Source organism: Paenibacillus sp. RUD330 (assembly GCF_002243345.2).
Lineage (GTDB): Bacteria > Bacillota > Bacilli > Paenibacillales > Paenibacillaceae > Paenibacillus_O.
Map to the genome: position 1 here is coordinate 2,105,249 of NZ_CP022655.2, position 21,319 is coordinate 2,126,567.

Here is a 21,319-nt window from a genome sequence, read left to right on the forward strand (position 1 = left end):
TTCGACTCTATAATGCTCTATTATATCACCTTGCCATGTCAGGATAGAAGTGAGAATGCATAATTTTCACTCATTTCGTTTGCATGAAGATGAAAAGGAGCGGATTTGGCTGCGAAATGACGCTTTTCCGTTTCGATAGGTTCATATGGGCATGAAGAAGGCTCCAAGCGGGTGATGGGCTGAAGCCTGTCGCAATGCCTCCGGTTTGTTGACCCTGATGGCAGGCAGGGGTATGCTGGTTGAACAAAGGGGAGGAGGAGGAAGGATGGGCGAGACGGAGACGGGCATCGCGAGAAAAGGCCGGATCATTTTGCATTTGGATATGAATGCTTTTTACTGCTCGGTCCACGAAGCCGAGGAGCCGGAGCGATACGCGGGCAAGCCTACGGCCGTGGCCGGGAGCGTCGAGCTCCGCAAGGGAGTCATCGTCACCTGCTCCTACCCCGCTCGCGCCAAAGGCGTTCGCACCGGCATGACGGTCCGGGAAGGCCTCAAGCGATGTCCGGAGCTCGTGCTCATCCAGCCGGATTTCAACCTCTACAGACGCTATTCGCGCGGGTTCATGGAGATCGCCTCCACTTACACCCCTCTGATGGAGACGGTATCCATCGACGAATGTTATCTGGATATTACGGGCTCAGGCATGTTCGGCAGTCCCGTGGAGATCGCGCAGGCCATCCAGGAAAGAATCCGGATGGAATGGTCGATTCCATGCTCGGTCGGCATCGGTCCGAACAAGCTGCTCGCCAAGATGGCCTCCGATATGAAGAAGCCTTCCGGATTGACGATCTTGCGCATACGCGATGTTCCGAGGCTTCTCTGGCACAAGCCCTGCGATACGCTGTTCGGCGTCGGCCGCAAAACCGCCGACAAGCTGCGGAAGCTCAACATCTCGACGATCGGCGACCTTGCGGCAGCCGACGAATCGCTGCTTACTTCCCAGTTCGGCGTCTACGGCGCCCATATGAAGGAAGCGGCCAACGGAATCGACCGCTCACCGGTGCGGGAGACGAGGGAAGCGAGCAAGTCGGTCGGCCACACGACGACGCTCCCGGAAAATGTGACGCGGCGGGAAGACGTGCACCGGGTGCTGCTCAACCTGGCGGATCAGACCGCCCGCAGGATGAGGCGGAAGGGCTTCCTCGCGGGAGGCGTGCAGATCACCGTCCGCTTTCCGGATATGACGACACTCACCCGCTCCCGCGCGCTCGACAAGCCGATCGAGGATGCGGGGGCCATCCACCGCGAAGCGTGCAGGCTGTTCGATGAGCACTGGAAGGAAGTCGTGCCGATCCGCCTGCTCGGCATCACCCTTCACAGCCTGCATCCCAAGGAAACGGCCGCGGTGCAGCTCGATCTGTTCGATTACGAAAGCGAGCCGCGCCGGGAGGCGTTGACCAAAGCCATGGACGCCATGCGGGACAAATATGGAGAGGGTGCCGTGCTGACAGCCGGCATGCTCGGCGACGATCCCTCGACGCTCATCCGCAACCGCCGGATTAGGGGGACATCCTTGCAAATTGATGATGATTTTGTTATAAATTGATGTGTAAAGTCAGACTTATGACGGGGAATCATACACTTGCCTGGTCAAGGGAATGCTGATGATGCATGACACATAGAGGAGGGAATACCATGTCTAAATATACTTGGGTTGACAAAGATACCTGCATCGCTTGCGGAGCTTGCGGCGCAACGGCCCCGGATATCTACGATTATGATGATGAGGGACTGGCCGAGACGATCTACGACAAGGACGGCAACACCGGCACGAAGGCGATTCCTGAGAATCTGTACGAAGATCTGCAGGATGCTGCGGACGGCTGCCCGACGGATTCCATTCAAATCGCGGACGAACCGTTCAATATGTAATTAATTCCATGAACTTATCCTGCCTGCTCCCGGCTTCCGGGAGCAGGTTTTTTTGGTTCGGACGCCGAACAATATGTTCTTCGGCAGCCGATATAGGGTGAAGAGGAACCGGAAGGGGGCGGCGAGGGTGGATAGCGGAGAAAGCGCAGAGCCTGATCTAGGAGGCGGCACCGGGATCGAGGAGCTGAAGGCATACGTCAAGTCGCATCCAGGCAACAGGCTTGCCTGGTTCTTTCTCGGCAAAGCCTACGCGAGGCAGGGAATGGAAGCCAAGGCCAACTATTGCTACCTCAAATCCGGCAGCGTCTACGAAGCGTTCGAGAACGAAGCCCATCCGCTGACGCTCGGCTCGGGACCGCTGCATGCCATGCTCGAAACCTGGGATCGGGACAGGAGGCGCAAAAAGGGAGCGGCAAGGATTGTGCTCGCAGTCCTCGCCGCGTTCATGCTGTCATCCGTGGCGGCCGCCCCAGGCGTGCCGACGCAGCTGTCCCAGACCGTCAGCCTGCCTGAGGGAAGCAAGGCTGGAGAAGCTCCGCCAGCAGCATCAGCGGCATCCAAGGCCGGCACGAAGCGATCCGTCGTCTGGGTGGACAGCGATCAGACGGGAATTGGCGCTGCGGCAGCGATCGGAGCTCTGGAAAGCGATGAAGCACTTCCATCCGCAGAGGCGTTCACGCTGCCGCGATCCGGAGGCTATTACCGGTGGCGGGCGGGCGCAAAGGGAGTGGTGGAAGCTTCGCGCACAGGCGGCAAGGGTGCTTATGCCGTGCAAACGGCCGACAACGAGAAATGCGCATGCGAAAGCGGCCTTTCGGAGGCGGCTGACCGCCGGGTCCGTGAGGAGACTGTTTTTCAGGAGCAGGCTTGGTCGACGATCAGCGGCATCAGGCAATTCAAGCGGCTCAACGGGAAGTGGCCGGATTCCGCCGAACAGCTTGCAGGGGATTACCCTCATAATATTCTCCCTGGGCTCCCTGGCGAGGCGGAGAAGCATTTCTCCGAGTGGCTGCTCCAGGCTCGCCAAGGAGCGGCCGGCTCTTCTGCGGGCGGAGGCCCCGGAGCGGTTCCGCCGGCGGCCGGAAAGGGCGCCGGCAAGGAAGGCGTCCTGCAGGAGGCGATGACGGCGACGCTTAAGATCGTCGTCGACCCGCATTCGAGACAGCTTGCGCTCCTGAGCGGCGCCGTCGTTGTCCGCGCCTATCCGGTAGGTGTCGGCGGCGGCAAGACACCGCGCGGCAGCTTCTCCATATCGGAGAAGGTGCGCAATCCGAACGGAAGCTCCAAAGGTCCGTTCGGAAGCAGAGGCATGACGCTCTCGGACACTCGGTATGCCATTCATGGCACGGACGAGCCGGATTCGATCGGAACCGACCGCTCGCTCGGCTGCATCCGCATGGCGAAGGCCGATCTGGAGGAGCTGTACGATCTTGTGCCGCTCGGAACGGAAGTGGCGATCGGCGACGGAAAGCTGGCTTTCCTGCAGCGGGAAGGGGAAGCCGAAAGCGAAAAAGGCCGCTACGAGGTGCGGCCGAGTTCCCGGGAGGAAAATCCGGACAAGGTATACGACTGGCTGTAGGGCTTGGACGGATCGGCTGAGGACCGGAAACGGTCAACCGGGATCGGAAACAATCAGCTGAAGATCAGAAGCAGGATCATGACGATGGCGAATACGGCGAAGATGGAGGCGGCCGCAATGATGGCCTTGCGGTTCGGCTGCTGACTCGCCGGAGCCTTTCTCGTCGGAGGCTTGCGTTTGGCTGTGCTCATGCTTATCGACCTCTCCTGAAGGATGATGGCAGTGCTTGTACCGTTATTGTAATCGCTTGCCGGAGAAATGGGCAAGCCTTTCATCCATTCCGCAAAACCGATTCAGCGGATGTCCTCCTGCCGGGGGAAATTCCTTGGGGGATCGAAAAAAAGACGCCCGGGGATGAAATGCAAACGCTCCCCGAAGCGCCGGCGCCCTTTTCTTTTGGTGCTGAACAAGATAAACTGAAAGGCAGAGCCTTTTTTGCCGTGCGGGACTATTCGTACGGCCAACATCTCTACATACCTACGCAAACGTCCGCCGCCACATAGGACGGCGAAGCCGTTTTGCTTGAACGGAAACGGAGTGGACTTCTTGCTGTACCAATACGTAGCCAAGCCGTTCTTTTTCCGGCTTGATCCCGAAAAAGCGCATCATCTGGTCATTGACGGCCTTCATCAAGCTTCACGGGTGCCGGGCATGACCGCTTTATTGCGCGGCATGTACGGCGTGCCGGAATACCCCGAGCTCAGCATGGATCTTCTGGGGCTCAGCTTCGCGCATCCCGTGGGTCTTGCCGCGGGCCTGGACAAAAACGCCAAGTCCGTGGAAGGCTTCTCCAGCGTCGGCTTCGGATTCATGGAAGTCGGCACCGTCACGCCGCTTCCCCAGCCCGGCAACGAGCTGCCGAGGCTGTTCCGGCTTCCGGCCGACGAAGCGCTGATCAACCGGATGGGCTTCAACAACGACGGAGCCGCCGCCATGGCCGGGAGGCTCGGCAGCCTCTCCGCGAGGCCGATTCCCGTATTCGTGAACATCGGCAAAAACAAGGCGACTCCGAATGAGCTCGCCCATGAGGATTACCGGCGCTGCGTCAAGGAGCTGTTCGCCTACGGCGATCTGTTCGTCGTCAACATCAGCTCCCCCAATACGCCGGACCTCAGGGCGCTCCAGCTGGGAGACGAGCTGAAGACGCTTCTCCAGGCCGTGAAGGAAGAGATGGCCGTGCAGGCGGCCAAGCATGGATCGGCGCCCAAGCCGGTGCTGGTCAAGCTGGCGCCGGACATGACGCCGGAGCAGCTGGCGTTCTCGGTCGACACGATCGCTGCGAGCGGAGTGGAAGGCATCATCGCGACGAATACGACCCTGTCCCGCGACGGGCTCACCCATGCCAACGCCTCGCAGTCCGGAGGCATGAGCGGCCGTCCGCTGCGCGAGAGATCGACGGAAGTCGTAGCCGCCATCTACCGGCAGACCGGCGGGAAGCTGCCGATCATCGGATCCGGCGGCATCTTCACGGCGGAGGATGCGTACGCCAAAATCAGAGCGGGCGCATCGCTCGTTGAAATTTACACCTCGATGATCTACAAAGGTCCGGGGATCGTAAAAGAAATCGCGTCAGGTCTCAGGGAGCTGCTGCTCCGCGATGGGCATTCCCATCTGCGCGAGGCTATCGGCGCCGATCATCACTGACAAGACAGGAGGCGGACGGATGGACGGCCGGGATTGGAACCAATTTCTGCAGCCTTATGAACAAGCGGTAGAGGAAATGAAAGTGAAATTCAAAACGCTGCGGACCGAGCTCAAAGCCCGGGAATCCTACGCGCCCATCGAATTCGTGACCGGCAGGGTGAAGAAAATATCCAGCATCCTGGATAAAGCCCGCCGCTTGAACGTGCCGATGGATCAGCTGGAGACGGGCATCGAGGACATCGCAGGCATCCGCATCATGTGCCAGTTCGTCGACGACATCCTGCGGGTCGCCGCGATCATCCGCTCCAGGCAGGACTTGAAGCTGGTCTACGAGAAGGATTACGTCACCAACTTCAAGGACAGCGGCTACCGCAGCTATCACATGATCGTCGAGTATCCGGTGCAGACGGCGATCGGCTTCAAGAAAGTGCTTGCCGAGATTCAGATCCGGACGCTGGCGATGAACTTCTGGGCGACGATCGAGCATTCGCTCAACTACAAGTACAAGCAAAGCCTGCCGGAGGAAGTGAAGCTGAGGCTGCGCAAGGCATCCGAAGCGGCATTCAACCTCGACACGGAAATGTCGAGCATCCGGCATGAAATTCTGGAAGCGCAGATCGGCTTCGAGGAAGGCTCCAATATCGTCAACAAAGTGCTGAGCGATATCCAGGACCTGTATTTCTACAGGAGGGTGCGCGAGGCGGTGCAGTTCCAGCTCAAGTTCAACGAGCTGTGGGAGCAGGGAGACACGTTCGAGCTCAAGCAGCTCGCGCAGGAGATCCAGTACTCTCTGCACAAGGCGAGAAAAGGCGGAAGCCCATCCGATTAACGACGGTTCCGCTTGCTCCCGATGAATAGATCCCGGGCGCTTGCCGGATACGGGCAAGCCTCGACGCAACGGCACAGCGGGACGATGTTGTCCCGCTTTTGGCATTTCCACCCGAATAGAGAGAAACCCTCTAAGGAATGGATGCAAATCGAAAGGAATGATGGCTGATGGTCAAAAGAATTCGACTCGACAAGCTGCTCTCATCCATGGGATACGGCTCCAGAGCCGAGATCCGAAGAGTCGTCAAAACGGGGATCGTGACCGTGGACGGCTCGGTCGAGAAGGACAGCGGCCGCATCGTGGATCCCGGCACCGAGCAGGTCCGGTATGATGGAGAGCTGGTGGAGTACCGGGATAAGATCTATCTCGTGATGAACAAGCCGCCTGGAGTCGTATCGGCGACAGAGGATGCCCGGGACCGGACGGTGATCGATCTGCTGGATCCGCGCGACCGTGTGCTGGAGCCGTTTCCGGTCGGAAGGCTGGACAAGGATACGGAAGGGCTGCTGCTGCTGACAAACGACGGCCAGCTTGCGCATGATCTGCTGTCACCGCGCAAGCATGTGCCGAAGACGTATTTTGCGCTTGTGGAAGGCGACACGCCCGTAGGCGAGAACGACCGGGAGCAGTTCGCCAAGGGAGTCACGCTTGAAGACGGGTACACGACTTTGCCGGCAGAGCTCGCCATTGAAGGCATAGCCGAGCCGGAGGCGGGCGGGAGCGCCGGCGTGACGACCCGGATCCGCCTGACGATCCACGAGGGCAAGTTCCATCAGGTGAAGCGAATGTTTCTATCCACAGGGCGCAAGGTCACCTATCTGCAGCGTATCTCCATGGGCTCCCTCGAGCTTGACGGCACTCTCGGCCTCGGGGAATACCGCGAGCTCAGCGCGGCCGAGCTGGAAGGACTGAGAAGCGGGCCATCCAAAGAGGACGGTAAAGATTGACTATAGCTGTGTTGAAACTTGTATGCGGCTTCAGGATATGAGTAAATGAGGTTGTCGGACCGACACATCCTCTACTGGAAGGAGGCTGATACAAATGGATCAGGCATACGAGGTGGTCTCCGCCTAAGGCGGAGTCCATGCCAAAAAGGGAGGCCCTAATCAGGCCTCCCTCGTTATTTTTCCGGCCAGGAAGGATTACGCAAGCAGACAGCGAATACCATTAAACAGAACTGTTGCGACAGCAGCAGTCAACATTTTGAAAGGAGGCGCAGCAAATATGAAAATCATGAACATGATTTCCGTTGCTGTAAGGCAAAAACGCATTCTTGCCGCTATCAGTCGTCGTTTGGTCGTCAAGGGTTACGCAATTGAGGAGGTAGGGAACCTTGAATTACAAAAATGGAAAAGACGTGCTTCCCCCTAGTTTGCTGCAGGAGCTGCAGAAATACATCAACGGGGAATTGATTTACATTCCGAAGCAGCAGGAAAGGCGCGCTGCATGGGGAGAGCTCAGCGGCTCCCGCAAGATGATCCAGCGCCGCAACGAAGACATCTACCGGCATTACCTGCGCGGCCTGACCTTGGCGGACCTGGAGAAGAAATTCCATCTTTCCGTCGAGAGCCTGCGCAAGATCGTGGTCAAGATGAGAGCAGCCGGCGTCCGCCTGGAGACGGCTGCAGGTTCCACGGCCCTGCGGCCGGAAGGAACCGGCGTCCATTCCTGATCATGGCAGCCGTGAAGCCGCTTGTCCGGCATCCAATCAAAAAGAACCGCCACTCCACAACAGGAGGGCGGTTCTTTTTGATCGGATAGGGGTGACTGCGCGCTGCTTGATCTATACCAAGAAAACTTGGGATACGATGACGAGCAGGATGAACAAAACCAGAATGATAGCCGTGCTTGTGTAACCTGCGCCAACGCCCGGGCCATAGCCTGCACCTGACATGTGGTTCCCTCCTCTGCGGTTCCGGCAGCAATGCTGCTCTGTACGATAACCTATGCCCGCCGGGCGGATGTGACTAGACATTCGCCCGGATGAGGGAATAAATGGGCAGGAGCCCGCATGGAGAAGGGGGATCAGCGTCCGCTGCGGCGGCCGGGACCGGAACTGCCCGGCTTGCCTCCGCGGCGCGCAGAGCCCGCGCTGCCAGAGGCGCCGCTGGATGAGCCGCGCCCTGCACCGGAAGCTCCGCGGCTGCCTTTGCTGCCGCCCGAAGCTCCGCGTCCTGCTCCGGCAGCGCCGCGGCGGTTGCCGCGGCCAGTGCCGGAATCGCCGCTTCCCTCCGGATTGAAGCCATGGCCAGGGAATGCGGGCCGTCCCGATGTTCCGGCAGACCTTCCTTGAGCCGGACCGCGTCCGCGGGCCGACGGGCGGGCGGACGAAGCGGACTCGTCGGTCCAGCTGCGGACCGGCTTGGCTCCTGCCGAGGAGGCGGCACCGGCGCCAGGCCTTCCTGCCGGCTTGGCTGCGAAGCGGCCCGCCCGCTCGGCAGGAGCGGCTTCCGTCCGCGAACCGGAACGGCCGCCTCCGGCATTGGCACGTCCTCCCGAGCGTCCTCCGCCGCTATCGCGCGAGCCAGGGCGGCTGGAGCCGCGGCCGCCGGCCGGAGCCTTGCGTCCGCCCGAGCTGCGTCCTCCCGTGCGAGGGGAGCGCGGCTCGGCATCAAAGCGCTCGGTGCCGGCTTCGAGTCCGATGCCGTACTCCGAGCCTTGGATGCGCTTGATGGAGGCGCGGATTTTTTGCTCCACAGCCTCCAGGCTCGCACGGTCGCGGGCAGTGGCGAGCGTGATCGCTTTGCCGGTTTCTCCGGCACGTCCTGTCCGGCCGATCCGGTGGATGTAGGTGTCGCCGTCGGCAGGGGCGTCGTAGTTGAACACATGGGTGACGCCTTCGACGTCGAGACCGCGAGCCGCGACGTCCGTCGCGACGAGCACCTGCAGCCTAGCCGAGCGGAACCGCTTCATGACGGCTTCGCGCTTGGCCTGCGTCAGATCGCCGTGCAGCTCGTCGGCGGGAACGCCGGCTTCCTGCAGCGCTTCGGTAAGCTTCTTGGCGCGCAGCTTCGTGCGGCAGAAAACGACCGCAAGATACGGATTCTCCGTCTCGAGCAAGCGGAGCAGAAGCGGCTGCTTGTTGCGGTCCGTCGTGATGACGACGCGCTGCTCGATGGCGTCGAGCGTCACGGCCGCGCTCTTGATGCGGATATCCTGAGGCACGTCCATGTAGCGGGCTGCCAGCTGCTTGACAGCATCCGGCATGGTGGCCGAGAACAGCATCGTCTGGCGCTTGATGGAGCATTGGTCGATAATGGCTTCCACTTCGGACAGGAAGCCCATATGGAGCATCTGGTCGGCCTCGTCGAGCACGAGCATGCGGATGGAGCTCAGCGTGACCGTCTCCCGACGCAGATGGTCGAGCAGCCTGCCCGGAGTCGCCACGACGACATGCGGGGCGGCATTCTTGAGCTTGCGGATCTGGGACTCGACGTCTTGCCCGCCATAAGCGGCCAGCACGGTAATGCCGAGCACAGGGGCCAGCTTGGCCAACTCGCCCGTGATCTGTATGGCGAGCTCTCGCGTCGGCGTGAGAATCAGAGCCTGCGTATATGTTTTGCCCGGATTGATCTGTTGGAGGGCAGGCAGGGCAAATGCGAGCGTTTTGCCTGTGCCGGTCTGAGCTTGTACGATAACGTCCTTTCCTTGGAGAAGGACGGGAATGGCTGTCTCCTGCACCGGAGTCGGCTCCGAGATGCCTTCCTGCGCCAGGCGTCCGGCAAGCTCGGTCCTGATGCCGAGGGCGGTGAATGATGATGACATGAATGGGGTTCCTCATTTCCTGATTGTGCGCCGGCGCCTGCCGGCTTCGCTGTATCCTTACCAGTATACCAGCAAGCGAGGGCGGATGCACACGGCATCGGCTGAATTTCCTTCGCGTTCGACGGCGTTTTTTTGCCCGCCGACTCCGGGTATGGTAGTCTGTGACGGACAAAGGCATATTATGAGCCTGCAAAGGAAAGGATGATGGAGGATGAACGGAAGCAACCGTGCGTCTATCCGGCCGGGCATGACCGTAGATATCGTGCTCAAGCAAGACCAGAGAAGCGGCAAGCTGACCCGAGGCATCGTGAAGGATCTGCTGACCAAATCGCCTACGCATCCGCATGGAATCAAGGTGCGTCTGGCCGACGGCCAAGTCGGGCGGGTCAAGACGATCGTTGACGCCCAGCCGGCTGCCGAAGGGGACTGAAGGTGGCTTTCGGGATCCGGAGAGAAGAGCTGCTGAGCTGGAAGGCGGCCGTTGCCCGGGGAGAACTGGCTTTCTTGACCCATTATTGGATCGACGAACGGTTTCCCGGCGTCAAGACCGTGACAAAGGCCGGCTGCAGCGACATCGCCAAGCTGGAGTCGTGGTGCTGCAAGCATGGACTTGACCCTCGGCATATCCACCGCAGGGAGCGATATCCTCATATGGATTTGTTTGGTCCGGCTCAAGTCCGGGTATTGCAAGCGGAAGGCTTGCAAAATCATTTGGCGCGTTTTGGCATTGACGCTTGAAAAAGCCCAAATCATGAGTTACACTAAAAAAGTGCGTTACTTAAGTAACTGAAATAAACCCACTTTATTGGAGGTTAAACCACATGTCTTCCGAACAATTTTTCGCAGCGGTAAAAGGTCGTCGCTCTCTTTATGCCATCAGCAAGGAAAAAGTGGTCTCCGAAGAGAAAGTCCAATCCATCATCGAAGAAGCCGTCAACCATACGCCATCGGCTTTCAATTCCCAAAGCTCCCGCGTGCTGGTGCTGTTCAACGAGCAGTCCGACAAGCTGTGGGATCTGACGCTGGAGACGCTTCGCGTCGTGACCGGCGGAGGCGAAGGCTTCGAGCAGACCGAGCAGCGCATGGCGGGCTTCAAAGCCGGCTACGGCACGGTATTGTTCTTTGAGGACGAGAATGTGGTGCGGGGCCTTCAGGATCAGTTCCCGACCTACCAGGACAACTTCCCGAAATGGTCCAGCCAGTCGTCGGGCATGCTGCAGTTCGTCGTCTGGACGGCGCTCGAGGCGGAAGGTCTCGGCGCTTCCCTGCAGCACTACAACCCGCTCATCGACGAGCAGGTCAAGCAGACCTGGGAGCTGCCAGAGAGCTGGAAGCTGATCGCTCAAATGCCGTTCGGCAAGCCTACCGCTCCTGCCGGAGAAAAACAGTTCGCTCCGATCGAGACTCGCGTCAAAGTCGTCAAATAAACGGCTGAGTGAAAGGCTGGTCCGGGTTACCCGGGCCAGCCTTTTTTGATGGCTTGGAGATGGGCGCGTCCCGGCATCCCCCTGCTGCGGAAATTCGCCCGCAGGCATGCAGGAACTTCATGGATGGGATATACTGTACTCCATATGCGGCAATAGGAACCGCAGGAGCAAGAAAGGCAGCACGATCTTCCAGCGGAAAGGAACACGGAACGCAATGTCGATTTGGCTATGGACGGCTGCGGCCGCGGCCGCTTTGCTGCTTCTGCTGGCGGCGGCCAGCATGTATTTCTACCGCGTCGCCATCGCGCGCACGCCCAAGACCTATCTGGAGGACAACCCCGACTTGCCTCAGAAGGAGGCATCCGTCTCCCGCCTGGACCCATCCGAGAGGGAGGAGCAGGTGTGGCTCCGAAGCCGGCACCCGGAGAAGGCCGCTCTGGTCTCCGACGACGGCCTGGAGCTGCATGCCTATTGGATTCCGAGCAAGTCTCAAAGCGTCCGTACCGCCATCCTCGCCCACGGCTATTCGGGAGACGCGACGCAGATGGCAGTATTTGCCCGTTATTACGCCGAGATTCTGGGGTGGAATGTGCTCATGCCGGACGCGCGCGGCCACGGCTTGAGCGGAGGCGGATACATCGGCTTCGGCTGGCATGAACGCAGGGATTATCTCCGCTGGATCGACTGGGCGGCCAGGAGGAGCGGCAGCGGCGCGGAGATCGTCCTGCATGGAGTGTCCATGGGCGGCGCCACGGTATGCATGACGAGCGGAGAGGAACTGCCGCCTCAGGTCAAGGCGATCGTGGCGGACTGCCCCTACACCTCCGCGAAGGACGAGCTCGTCTACCAGCTCAAGCGGATGTACAAGCTGCCCCCGTTTCCGTTTCTGCCCCTGACGAGCCTGGTGACCAAGCTGCGGGCAGGGTACTTCTTCGGCGAGGCCTCGGCTCTTGAGCAGGTCAGGAAGGCGAAGGCGCCGATGCTGTTCATCCACGGCGAGGCGGATACGTTCGTGCCAACGTGGATGGGCGTGAAGCTGTACGAGGCTTGCCCGCAGCCGAAGCAGCTGCTGCTCGTGCCGGATGCGGAGCATGGGGCGGCCCGCCAGAAATCCCCGAAGCATTACGATGCCGCCGTGACGGCTTTCCTGGATCAGTGGCTGCCCGGAACCGCGGCGGGTGAAAGGCTGGCGGAGGAGCAGGCTGCGACGACCTGATCAGCCGCCGACGCCGGAGCCGCCCTGCATGTGCGGGAGCGGCTTCAGCGGATGGCTGAGCTGGCCGGGCCGCGGGCTTGCCGAACAAGAGCGGCATACATACGAAAAAAGAGTCCTGGGCCAAAAGCTGGCGACAGGACTCTTTTTGTATTCCAATGGGCATGCGTCGGATTGGCTGAAACAGCCGGCCTTAATACGGATTGCTGTGTCTGGCCCAGCCGGCCGGGCTGTTTTCTGCTGCCGCCAGCCATGCGTCAGATAGGAAAGAACCTGGGCAGATAGCTGCGGTTGGCTTCCAGCATTTCGTCCAGCAGCAGCTTGGCGACGCTGACGGACGGAACGAGCGGATGATGGGCCATCGCCTGCAGCGCCAGGCTGCGGTCGCCGGTAACGGCCGCTTCGATCGCGAGCGCCTCGTATGTTTTGACGGCATGGATGAGGCCTTTGGCCTGCTCGGGAACAGCCGTCAGCTGGAGCGGAACGGGACCTTGGGAGGTGACGAGGCAGTTGACTTCGATGCAGGCGTCGTCCGGGAGGAAATCCAGGATGCCGTTGTTCGCCACGTTCAGCGTCTGCACGTCGCCGGTGCTGTTGTAGAGCGAGCGCATGAGGTTGACGGCCGCTTCGGAATAATAGGCGCCGCCGCGCTGCTCCAGCTGCTTCGGCTTCTCGCTCAGGCCGGGATTTTTATACAGCTCGAACAGCTCGGCCTCGACGCGCTTGACCACCTCGGCGCGGTTGCCGTTTTTGCGCAGGGACTCCTGCTGCTCGGCGAGCATGGCATCCGTCATGTAATAGTATTTGAGATAGTAGGAAGGAAGCGAATGAAGACCTTGGATAAAGTCGGGATCCCATTCCCCGGCTGCGACGTTGGCGGCGGAGAAGGAATCGTCGCCGCGGAGCAGCTCCGGCAGGCGGTCGACGCCGTCGACCTCGGCGCGGCTGACCCAGTGAAGATGATTGAGGCCGACGAACTCGGCGTAGACGCGGTCCGTCGTCGTGCCGTATTTGCCGGAAAGCCATTTGAGCAGGCCGATCGGGGCGTTGCACAATCCGACGCTGCGGACCGCGGAATGCTTGTGGATGGCCTCGGTCACCATCCCGGCCGGGTTGGTGAAGTTGAGCAGCCACGCCTGCGGCGCCAGCTCCTCGATGTCCCTGCAAATATCCAGCAGCACCGGAATCGTGCGCAGCGCCTTCATCATGCCTCCCGGCCCGGTCGTCTCTTGCCCGATGACTCCGTATTTGAGCGGAATCGCCTCATCCTGGCCGCGCGCCTCCAGCATGCCTACCCGCATCTGCGTGCTCACGAAGTCGGCGCCGGCGATGGCGAGCCGGCGGTCCGTCGTCAGATGGACTTCAATCGGAAGGCCGGATTTCTCCACCATGCGCTTGGCCAGCTCGCCGACGATGTTCAGCTTCCACAAGCCGGCTTCGATATCGACGAGCCACAGCTCTCTTACCGGCAAAGAATCGTAATAACGGATAAATCCTTCGACTAGCTCTGGCGTATAGGAAGAGCCTCCGCCGATGACGGCGACTTTCAATCCTTTGCTCATGCACGATCACTCATTTCCGTTGGATTGGGCGGCTGTCATGCCGCTTGAAGCTGGCAGGCAAGCGGCGGGAATCAGCTCTGGCCGCTTGAGGTCTGGATGTCCTCGAAATTCCGGTACCGGCCCATGGCGGCATACATCTCGCCGGTAATCTCCTGGCCGCAGGCGTCGAGCGCGCCCCACAGCGCACCGATGACAGGCTCGATCTCCAGCTTCACGAGCGAAGCCAGCGGAGCGGCATCCTTCAGCATCGCCTGGATAGGCCCGCTGATCCAGCCGGCGTCGCCGCGTGTAAGCAGGCTGCCCGCCAGCACGACGTCGAACGGGATGCCGCCGAGGCCAAGCTTGGCGACGACCGCGTGGACGGACAAGGCCAATTCCTTGCCTTGTTCGCGCAGGATGCCCAGAGCGACGTCATCCCCGTTCCCGGCCGCCTGGAACAGCAGGCGCACGGCATCCAGCGGCACGCTGCGGTTATGGTCGAGATAATCATGGAACATCTTGTCGACCGTGCTGTAACCGAGCAGGCCGAGCAGCATCGGCGTCAGCTGCGTGGCGGCGCCCCGGCCGTCCCACGAGCGGACGACCGCACGGAACACTTCGACGCATAAGCCGCCTCCGCCGCCCCAATCCCCATACATGTAGCTGAAGCCTCCGCATTGGTACGTCCGGCCGTCAGGATCGACGCCGGCGCAGTTCACGCCGGTGCCGCAGATGACGGAAACACCGTAGGGGCGGCGGGTGCCTGCCCTCAGGCCGATGATCGTGTCGCAGACGATCGTGTAGCGTTCCGTGAAGCCGAGGCTGTTCACAAGCGGATGCAGAATGCGGAAGTCCGCCTCCCGATCGGCTCCCGCCAGCCCGAAGCAGGCATGCTCGACGTCCGCGGCCGTAATGCCGGCTTCGTACAGAGCTTGCTGGAGGGAGATGGAGAGGTTGGAGCGGGCCTCCTCGTATCCGTTCTGATGATTGCCTCCTCCTGCGCTTCCTTTGCCTACGATCCGGCCGGTATGGTCGCATACAAGCGCATAGGTCTTGCTGCCTCCGGCATCGATTCCTACATAGTAGCTCATCGAGAGTCTCCTTTTTCCTGAATATCCGCAGCGCGGCCGGGACTTCGTCCGGTCGATTCCCGGATGACGAGCTCCGGCTGGATGACGACGCCTTCCGGCGCCGCGCCATCCGCCATCCGGGCCATAAGGGCATGCACGGCGGCCTGCGCGATGGGAAGGACAGGCTGCCTGACCGTCGTCAGCAGGGGATGGAGCAGGGAGGCCAGGTTCTGGTCGTCGAAGCCGACGACGGAAAGGTCTCGAGGCACCGAAAGCCCCGCTTCCTGCATGGCGTTGACGATTCCGGCAGCGATGTAATCGTCCCCTGCGAATACGGCGTCCGGAAGCCGGTTCCCTTCCAGCCAGCGTCTTGCGCTGCGGTAGCCGTTCTCGATGGAATAGTCGCCCGCCTCGATCAGGTACGGCTCCAGCCCGGCCTCCCGAAGAGCTCTCAGAAATCCGCTCTTGCGTTCCCGAGTGCTGTCGTAATGGGCGGGCCCGCTCAGGTGAGCGATCGACCGCAGCCCCAGATCGGTCAAATGCTTGCCGGCCATATAACCTCCGGCTTCATGGTCGACCTTGACGGTGGACGGGGCGGCCTCGGCATCCTGACTGTCGATGACGACATAAGGAATGCCGCTCTGCTCCAATTCGCGGACGATTTCATCCTCGTCGGAAGGCGACAGGACGATGACCCCGTCCACCCGGTTCTCGCGGATGAGATAGCTGCTGCCGGGCTCCCCGGATTCCGATGATATCGACAGCGCGAGGAAATAGCCTTGAGCCGACAGCTCGTCATGGACGCTCTTCACGATGGCGTCGAATACGGAATCCTGCAGCGTAGAGAGAGTGAGTCCGATGACGCCCGTGCTTCCGCGCGCCAGCGTACGGGCTGCGGCGCTTGGGCGGTAGTCCAGCTCTTTCATCGCGCTGAGCACTTTCAGCCTGTTGTTCTCGCGGACGTTGCCGCTCCCGTTGAGCACTCGGGATACCGTCACGACCGACAAGCCGGAGCGCTTGGCGACATCGAATATGCTTGGTTTCATGAGCAGACGCCCCCGTAAAAAGTTTCCTTGTTGCGGCAATGCTTGAAAGTTATAACGCTTAAACTTTTAATGCAAAAAAAATTTGCTGCTTGCGAAGCGGAAGAAAGGAAAACGGGGCCGATTCAAAGTTAAAGCCCTTAAACTTTATTCGTTCTCATTGTAACGATTAAGAGGCTTAATGGCAATCTTTTTGTGTGGTAATATCGGAACAAAACGCTTCGTGAGGAGGATTCGAGTGGGCTTGTTCTTGATGATCGGAGGCATTCTGATCGCCGTATTCGGGAGCGCGTTCAGCCTCAGCATTGCCGGCGGCTGCGTCTATATCAGCTTTTTGGCTTGCATGATAGGGGGATTGATCCTCGCTGGAATCGGCAGGATCATCGATATCATGGAAACGTCGATCAACCGCGACAGGCCTCCCGGCCGACGGGAAGCCTGAACGGCTCCTTAAGCTGCAAGCGGATCGTTGATGGCGCCGAGGAACAGCCACAACCCGGTGGTCGTGTCTTCGATGGCATAAAAGAAAGGGCGGTCCGCTCTGAACGAGAATGGGTCGGACGGAGCGCTCGTGCCGGCCATCCCGAGCGCGGTGACGGCCGCCGCTTCGGTTCCTCTTTCATTGACCTCGAGGACAGCCTGATGCTTGATGAGGTTGATGAAAAGGCCGGAAGAGGGGGCGGAAGGCTCGAACATGCCGGTGAAATCAGCCGTTCCAGAGACGAAGGCGTTCTGCATGCCGAAATGCTGCAGGGCCGGAATCAGATCCGCCTCGCAAGAAACCTTGAACCGCGGAAGCGCGACCGAGCCGAGGGAGGCGGCCAGCTGGTCCTTCCAATTCCCGTACCGCTCCAGATCGCCGACGATGTCCGGAACGCCGAGCCCGGCCTGAGGCACGACGACGAGCAGATCGAGCTTGTCCTGGAGATACGGAATCCGGACCGCTTCAAGGCGCTCCGTCTTCACGTGCGCGTAAGAGCCGGATCTCTGCATCATCGGGACTTTTTGGGCAGCCCCGTCCAACGTGCGGAACGGCTCCGGCTTTGTCCGGGCAGGGTCGAATTCATCCTTCCAGGCCCCTTTGAAATAAACGGCGTTCATCATGATGGCGCGGTTATCCGGATCCAGCGTTTGGGATGGGTCAAAGACGGATTCGATCATCCCCTCGGTATGCTTGGAGGTCCATTCGTTCATGGCCTCGACCGTTTTGGGCGAAGGCAGGTCGACTGCCTGCAGGCTTGCCTCGTAGCTGTTCTTGAGCGTGGCTTCATAAGGTTCGAGGAGATGCAAGCCTTTCTGGTACCAGAAGGAATTTGAAGCCTTGAGCTTGACCCCCTCCGCCGGAAGGCGGAGATAGGAACGGAGCTCTCTCGAGTTTGCCGCGATCTCCTCCGGCTGCGAGCCGCTCCAGCCGACAGCTTGCGCCATTTCCTCCATGGTCTTTCCGCCGCTTCCGTTCCAGGCCATGCCGAGAGCCTCCGAGACGCTGTACGGAGAGAGGACGATGTTCTTGTCCTTGTCTTCCTTGGCCAGCTCGCGGAACAGCGACAGCCCGAAGGCGTTGGCTGCCTGCAGATATGTCTTATCCAGCGTGAGAGCCGCCTTCGAACGAGCTTGCTCCTGATCGTGGATGCGGCCGGACTGCCCGAGGAACTCTTTCTCCGCTTTCGCTTCCTTGTCTTGGGCAGACAATCCGCAGCCTGCCATGAGCATGGACATGCCGAGCAGAACAAGCGCGGATATTCGGGCCTTTCGTCTGATGGGCATTTTGCCGCCCCCTCCGGGTCTGATCTTAACCTTCAGACGGCAAGCGGATGCTTGAAGTTGCAGACTTTTCCATCCCTTGGCGGATGTGGTAAAGTGGGAGGCATGCAGGCCTGGCAGCAAGAAGCCGATCAACAGCTGTTATCTAGCCAACTAGGGAGGGTGTTCGCCATTATCATTCGGGAAATGGAAGAAGAGTTCGTCCTGATCCGCCAGCATGACCATGCCGCGCTGTCGGCGGCGCTGGCAAGAGCGGCGTCGGACCGCTTTCTGCCGGCCGGAAGGTTTTCCGCGGAGCTGCTTTATGCGATCGAGCAGCATGACCGCGGCTGGATCGAGCTGGACGAGACCCCGATCTGGAATGACGCCGCCGGCAGGCCGTTCGCATTCGAGGATTATCCGCTCCTGCCCAAGATGGCCTACTATCGGAGAGGCATCGAAGAAGCTGAGGCTGTAAGCCCTTATGCGGGGCTGCTGATCAGCTTGTTCTACACCGCATTTTTCGAAGGGTTCGAAGGAGCGCAGGTCGATGCTTTCCGCAAGCGGGAGGAGGAAAGGCAGAGGCGGATCCGCATGAATATGCGCGCGCATGCCGAAGAGGCCGCGCTGGATATGGCGCGGCTGCAGCTGTTCGACAGCCTGTCGCTGTACGCTTGCCTCAATGATCCCGGCACGCCGAAGGAGCACGAGCATCCGTGGTACCGGGCAGGGTTCGGCGCTTCCCGCAAGCTGTTTCCGGACCGGGATATTCTGTCCGCCGGCTGGGAAGGCCCCGGCGCGGTGCGGTTCTCGGCTCCCGTGCTGGTGCGGGAGCTGACGACCTCGCTTCCGGTGAAGAGAATATCGAGAAGATTCGCCGCCGAGATCGGAATCGACGCGGCTTACAGCCGCACTTCATGGACCTACGAGGAGATCGCCTGGCTGCCGCCGGAGTGATTCGGACTCCAGGGCATTGCCGCCTGAGGCGGTTGGTTCCGCAAGCCAAAAAGCCGCCTGGGCACAGGCGGCTGCTTGCAGGCGGCGATGGACAGCGGGCTCCGCACGAGGAGCGGCAGGCTTCAAGCTTGCCGGAGCGGGCTCTCTTTACCTAATCAAGGAGAGCCTTCCGGCTGGGCCCTCTTCTCATAGTGCTCCGCGATCTGCAGGATGATGATCTTGGCCATCATGTAGACGGGTATGGAGATCATGACGCCGACGATGCCGCTGACCGCTCCGGCGATCAGCACGACGACGATCGTGGTGAGCGGGTGGATGTCCATCGTTCTTCCGTAGACGAACGGGGAGATCAGGTTGCCTTCCAGCTGCTGGGCGATCAGGATGATGACGAGAACCCATACGGCGGAGGAGAAGGAATCGGTGAAGGCGATCAGAATGCACGGCACCGCGCCGATAATGGAGCCGATATAGGGAATCATGTTCATGGAGCCGACGAAAATCGCCAGCAGCAGCGAATACGGCAGGTCCACGATCAAGAAGCCGACATAACAGAACGCACCGAGCGCAAGGCAGCAGACAACCCGCCCGATGACGAACTCGCTGAGCATCTTGTCGATGGAGTTGAAGATCTCGATGGCATCGCCGCGGTATTTGGCCGGAGAGAAGCGGACGAACGATGTATAGCCTTTCCGGTCCTCCTTCAGCATATAGTAGAGGAGAACCGGCACGGTGCCGACGACGAGGAACACCGTCGTCACGATGGACACGGCACCCTGGAGATAAGTGGATGCGTAGTTGATGAACTGCTCCAGATAGGTCGACACCTTGGTCGTCAGATCAAGCTCCTTCAGGCTGAAGCCCGCGATGCTCTGCTGCTGCAGGTAGTCGATCTGATCCTGTACGGCGGAGGCCAAGGCAGGCAGGTTGTTCAGGAATTCCTGAGTCTGGGACTGCAGAGGCGGCCATACGAGCACGATCAGCAGAGCGAAGACGGAGAAGATCAGGATGAACAGCAGCAGCACGGCCAGCCACTTGGGCAGGTTCCACTTGTGGAGCTGCGTGACGAGCGGCCTGAACAGGTAATAGAAGAAGAAAGACACGACGAACGGCAGCAGCAGCATGTTGAATGCCAGCAGCACCGGACGATAGACGAAGTCCAGCTTGGACATCAGGTACAGGATGAGAAGCACGAGAATGATGCTGATGCAGATTTGATAGAAACGTCCGATTTTCACCCGGCAGACCCCCATTAACGGTTGAAGCTTTTACCTCAGTTGTACCCGGACGGCGCTTGCTCTAATCCATGAAAAAAATGCGGTGCGAAAGAAACCTTCCTGCCGCTGCGCCGTATGTAGATTCAACGGCAGAAAAAACTCGGTTCAGAGCTTCTTACTTGCTAACTATGCTCATGCCGATTCCATTCAGAACCGACCCAAGGAGGAAAATAAACCATGTCCCTGTTCAAAAGGCTTCGCGACCTGACGCTCTCCAATGTGTACTCCCTGATTGAAAAAGCCGAGGATCCGGTGAAAATGACCGATCAATACATCCGTGACATGGCCGACGATCTGGAGGATGCCGAGAAGGCGGTTGCCGCCCAGATCGCGCTGGAGAAAAGATTCAAGAAGCAATATGAAGAGCAGGAAGCGCTTGTGCAGAAGCGCAACGAGCAAGCCCATCTCGCCGTCCAGAACGGCAATGTCGATTTGGCCCGCCGCGCTCTGGAAGAGAAGAAATCCGCCGAGGCGAAGCGCGACGAGTTCAAGACCGCCTACGACAGCAACAAGGCTTCCGCCGACAACCTGCGCGAGAAGCTCGGCCAGATGCAGAAGCAGCTGGCCGACCTCAAGAGCAAGCGCGAGACGCTCGTAGCCCGCGCCAATGCGGCCAAAGCCCAAGTGGACATCAACCGCACGATGAACGGCTTCGGCAACGATACGGCGATGGCCGGACTGAAGCGCATGGAGGAGAAGGTGCTCCAGATGGAATCTCAGGCCGAGGCGAGCAACGTGCTGAACGACAAAGGCAAATCGCTCGACGAGGAGTTCGAGGCTCTGGGCAAAGACAAGGCCGTCGAGGATGAGCTGGCCGCCCTGTTGAAGCAATACGAAAAATAAGGCTGTAAGGGGAGGCGCGTGCCGCATGGCGCGGCCGCCCCTTATCTAATGAACGGGGGAACTTCTGATGACGCTTGAATCCGCTGTCCGGCTCTTGACCGGCACTTTCGCCTGGACGGCTGCCGGAGCTCTGCTTCTGGCCTTGCTGATGGCTGTCGATTCGCTGACGACCCGCTATAAGGATCTTGCGGAGATGCGCAAGGGGAACGTAGCGGTGACGACTCGTTTTGTCATGAAATTATTTGCCCAAGGATACATACTCGCCCAAGCGGTGCGAACCTCCTACAGCCTGTCCGAGGCGCTGATCGTGTCGGTCGTCTCCTTCGTCATCCTGCTGATCATCGAGCTTGTCGTTCGCCGGCTGCTGGACCGCTTTGGAGGCTTCCATCTCGATGAAGGGACGAAGGACGGCAAAATCGCCCATGCGCTGCTGGCTGGTTCGCTGCATCTCACCGGGGCGCTGATCGTCGCTTCTACGCTGTAACGCACAAAGGATGGAACATCTAGAGAGGGGGAACG

The 21,319-nt window shown here is 60.1% G+C and carries 24 protein-coding genes; 16 read left to right on the plus strand and 8 right to left on the minus strand.

Annotated elements, in window-relative coordinates; all coding sequences use genetic code 11:
- The first annotated feature begins 265 nt into the window (after positions 1 to 265).
- From CIC07_RS09440 to CIC07_RS09450, 3 genes are all read left to right on the plus strand, one after another.
- Positions 266 to 1,546: a DNA polymerase IV gene (locus CIC07_RS09440; RefSeq protein WP_076358149.1), complete on the plus strand. Its 1,281-nt coding sequence runs from the start codon at positions 266 to 268 to the stop codon at positions 1,544 to 1,546.
- Positions 1,547 to 1,635: 89 nt separating this feature from the next.
- The gene (locus CIC07_RS09445; RefSeq protein WP_021880162.1) at positions 1,636 to 1,872 is read left to right on the plus strand and encodes a ferredoxin; all 237 of its coding nucleotides are present in this window, start codon (positions 1,636 to 1,638) and stop codon (positions 1,870 to 1,872) included.
- Between the two features lie 127 nt (positions 1,873 to 1,999).
- Positions 2,000 to 3,451, plus strand: a complete 1,452-nt coding sequence (locus tag CIC07_RS09450; protein WP_076358148.1) for a L,D-transpeptidase — start codon at positions 2,000 to 2,002, stop codon at positions 3,449 to 3,451.
- Positions 3,452 to 3,504: 53 nt separating this feature from the next.
- Here CIC07_RS09450 and CIC07_RS09455 read toward each other — a convergent pair whose 3' ends face one another.
- Positions 3,505 to 3,642, minus strand: coding sequence for a hypothetical protein (locus CIC07_RS09455; RefSeq protein WP_157741885.1), 138 nt, complete (start codon positions 3,640 to 3,642; stop codon positions 3,505 to 3,507).
- Between the two features lie 355 nt (positions 3,643 to 3,997).
- Here CIC07_RS09455 and CIC07_RS09460 point away from each other — a divergent pair, with 355 nt between their 5' ends.
- From CIC07_RS09460 to CIC07_RS09480, 5 genes are all read left to right on the plus strand, one after another.
- Complete coding sequence (locus tag CIC07_RS09460; protein WP_076358513.1) at positions 3,998 to 5,095, plus strand: quinone-dependent dihydroorotate dehydrogenase; 1,098 nt, start codon at positions 3,998 to 4,000, stop codon at positions 5,093 to 5,095.
- A 19-nt stretch (positions 5,096 to 5,114) separates the two neighbouring features.
- Positions 5,115 to 5,924 carry a GTP diphosphokinase gene (yjbM, locus tag CIC07_RS09465; RefSeq protein WP_076358146.1) on the plus strand — a complete coding sequence of 270 codons (810 nt, stop codon included), beginning with the start codon at positions 5,115 to 5,117 and terminating at the stop codon, positions 5,922 to 5,924.
- Between the two features lie 167 nt (positions 5,925 to 6,091).
- Entirely contained in the window at positions 6,092 to 6,871 is a 780-nt protein-coding gene (locus tag CIC07_RS09470; protein ID WP_076358145.1) for a pseudouridine synthase, read from the plus strand.
- Positions 6,872 to 7,148: 277 nt separating this feature from the next.
- Positions 7,149 to 7,295: a hypothetical protein gene (locus CIC07_RS09475; protein WP_157741886.1), complete on the plus strand. Its 147-nt coding sequence runs from the start codon at positions 7,149 to 7,151 to the stop codon at positions 7,293 to 7,295.
- Positions 7,258 to 7,596: a CD3324 family protein gene (locus tag CIC07_RS09480; RefSeq protein ID WP_076358144.1), complete on the plus strand. Its 339-nt coding sequence runs from the start codon at positions 7,258 to 7,260 to the stop codon at positions 7,594 to 7,596. The genes CIC07_RS09475 and CIC07_RS09480 overlap by 38 nt, the downstream gene beginning before the upstream one ends.
- 111 nt (positions 7,597 to 7,707) lie before the next feature.
- On the opposite strand, the gene CIC07_RS25840 is transcribed toward CIC07_RS09480, so the two are convergent.
- Both CIC07_RS25840 and CIC07_RS09490 read right to left on the minus strand, forming a co-directional pair.
- Positions 7,708 to 7,818: a YjcZ family sporulation protein gene (locus CIC07_RS25840; RefSeq protein WP_083688350.1), complete on the minus strand. Its 111-nt coding sequence runs from the start codon at positions 7,816 to 7,818 to the stop codon at positions 7,708 to 7,710.
- 131 nt (positions 7,819 to 7,949) lie between these two features.
- Complete coding sequence (locus CIC07_RS09490) at positions 7,950 to 9,689, minus strand: DEAD/DEAH box helicase (protein WP_076358143.1); 1,740 nt, start codon at positions 9,687 to 9,689, stop codon at positions 7,950 to 7,952.
- 211 nt (positions 9,690 to 9,900) lie between these two features.
- Between CIC07_RS09490 and CIC07_RS09495 the strand changes: the two genes are divergently transcribed.
- The 4 genes from CIC07_RS09495 to CIC07_RS09510 all read left to right on the plus strand — a co-directional run bounded on the left by CIC07_RS09495 (position 9,901) and on the right by CIC07_RS09510 (position 12,332).
- On the plus strand, positions 9,901 to 10,119 hold the full coding sequence (locus CIC07_RS09495; RefSeq protein WP_076358142.1) for a YwbE family protein: 219 nt from the start codon (positions 9,901 to 9,903) through the stop codon (positions 10,117 to 10,119).
- A gap of 2 nt (positions 10,120 to 10,121) precedes the next feature.
- The gene (locus CIC07_RS09500; protein WP_076358141.1) at positions 10,122 to 10,427 is read left to right on the plus strand and encodes a hypothetical protein; all 306 of its coding nucleotides are present in this window, start codon (positions 10,122 to 10,124) and stop codon (positions 10,425 to 10,427) included.
- An 83-nt stretch (positions 10,428 to 10,510) separates the two neighbouring features.
- On the plus strand, positions 10,511 to 11,116 hold the full coding sequence (locus CIC07_RS09505) for a nitroreductase family protein (protein ID WP_076358140.1): 606 nt from the start codon (positions 10,511 to 10,513) through the stop codon (positions 11,114 to 11,116).
- Between the two features lie 214 nt (positions 11,117 to 11,330).
- Positions 11,331 to 12,332 (plus strand): alpha/beta hydrolase, encoded by a 1,002-nt coding sequence (locus CIC07_RS09510; RefSeq protein ID WP_076358512.1) that lies wholly within the window; start codon positions 11,331 to 11,333, stop codon positions 12,330 to 12,332.
- A gap of 254 nt (positions 12,333 to 12,586) precedes the next feature.
- Here CIC07_RS09510 and CIC07_RS09515 read toward each other — a convergent pair whose 3' ends face one another.
- From CIC07_RS09515 to CIC07_RS09525, 3 genes are all read right to left on the minus strand, one after another.
- Positions 12,587 to 13,891 (minus strand): 6-phospho-beta-glucosidase, encoded by a 1,305-nt coding sequence (locus tag CIC07_RS09515; protein WP_076358139.1) that lies wholly within the window; start codon positions 13,889 to 13,891, stop codon positions 12,587 to 12,589.
- Positions 13,892 to 13,962: 71 nt separating this feature from the next.
- Positions 13,963 to 14,961, minus strand: a complete 999-nt coding sequence (locus CIC07_RS09520; RefSeq protein ID WP_076358138.1) for an N-acetylglucosamine kinase — start codon at positions 14,959 to 14,961, stop codon at positions 13,963 to 13,965.
- Positions 14,958 to 15,986, minus strand: coding sequence for a LacI family DNA-binding transcriptional regulator (locus tag CIC07_RS09525; RefSeq protein WP_076358137.1), 1,029 nt, complete (start codon positions 15,984 to 15,986; stop codon positions 14,958 to 14,960). Before CIC07_RS09525 ends, CIC07_RS09520 begins: the two co-directional genes overlap by 4 nt.
- Positions 15,987 to 16,221: 235 nt before the next feature.
- Between CIC07_RS09525 and CIC07_RS09530 the strand changes: the two genes are divergently transcribed.
- Complete coding sequence (locus tag CIC07_RS09530) at positions 16,222 to 16,425, plus strand: hypothetical protein (protein WP_076358136.1); 204 nt, start codon at positions 16,222 to 16,224, stop codon at positions 16,423 to 16,425.
- 8 nt (positions 16,426 to 16,433) lie between these two features.
- Here CIC07_RS09530 and CIC07_RS09535 read toward each other — a convergent pair whose 3' ends face one another.
- Positions 16,434 to 17,750, minus strand: coding sequence for a serpin family protein (locus tag CIC07_RS09535; protein WP_076358135.1), 1,317 nt, complete (start codon positions 17,748 to 17,750; stop codon positions 16,434 to 16,436).
- 159 nt (positions 17,751 to 17,909) lie between these two features.
- Here CIC07_RS09535 and CIC07_RS09540 point away from each other — a divergent pair, with 159 nt between their 5' ends.
- Positions 17,910 to 18,683, plus strand: coding sequence for a DUF3891 family protein (locus CIC07_RS09540; protein ID WP_157741887.1), 774 nt, complete (start codon positions 17,910 to 17,912; stop codon positions 18,681 to 18,683).
- 155 nt (positions 18,684 to 18,838) lie between these two features.
- Here CIC07_RS09540 and CIC07_RS09545 read toward each other — a convergent pair whose 3' ends face one another.
- The gene (locus CIC07_RS09545; RefSeq protein ID WP_157741888.1) at positions 18,839 to 19,918 is read right to left on the minus strand and encodes an AI-2E family transporter; all 1,080 of its coding nucleotides are present in this window, start codon (positions 19,916 to 19,918) and stop codon (positions 18,839 to 18,841) included.
- 216 nt (positions 19,919 to 20,134) lie between these two features.
- Here CIC07_RS09545 and CIC07_RS09550 point away from each other — a divergent pair, with 216 nt between their 5' ends.
- Positions 20,135 to 20,800: a PspA/IM30 family protein gene (locus CIC07_RS09550; protein WP_076358133.1), complete on the plus strand. Its 666-nt coding sequence runs from the start codon at positions 20,135 to 20,137 to the stop codon at positions 20,798 to 20,800.
- Positions 20,801 to 20,867: 67 nt separating this feature from the next.
- Entirely contained in the window at positions 20,868 to 21,284 is a 417-nt protein-coding gene (locus CIC07_RS09555) for a DUF350 domain-containing protein (RefSeq protein WP_076358132.1), read from the plus strand.
- The last annotated feature ends 35 nt before the right edge of the window (positions 21,285 to 21,319 follow it).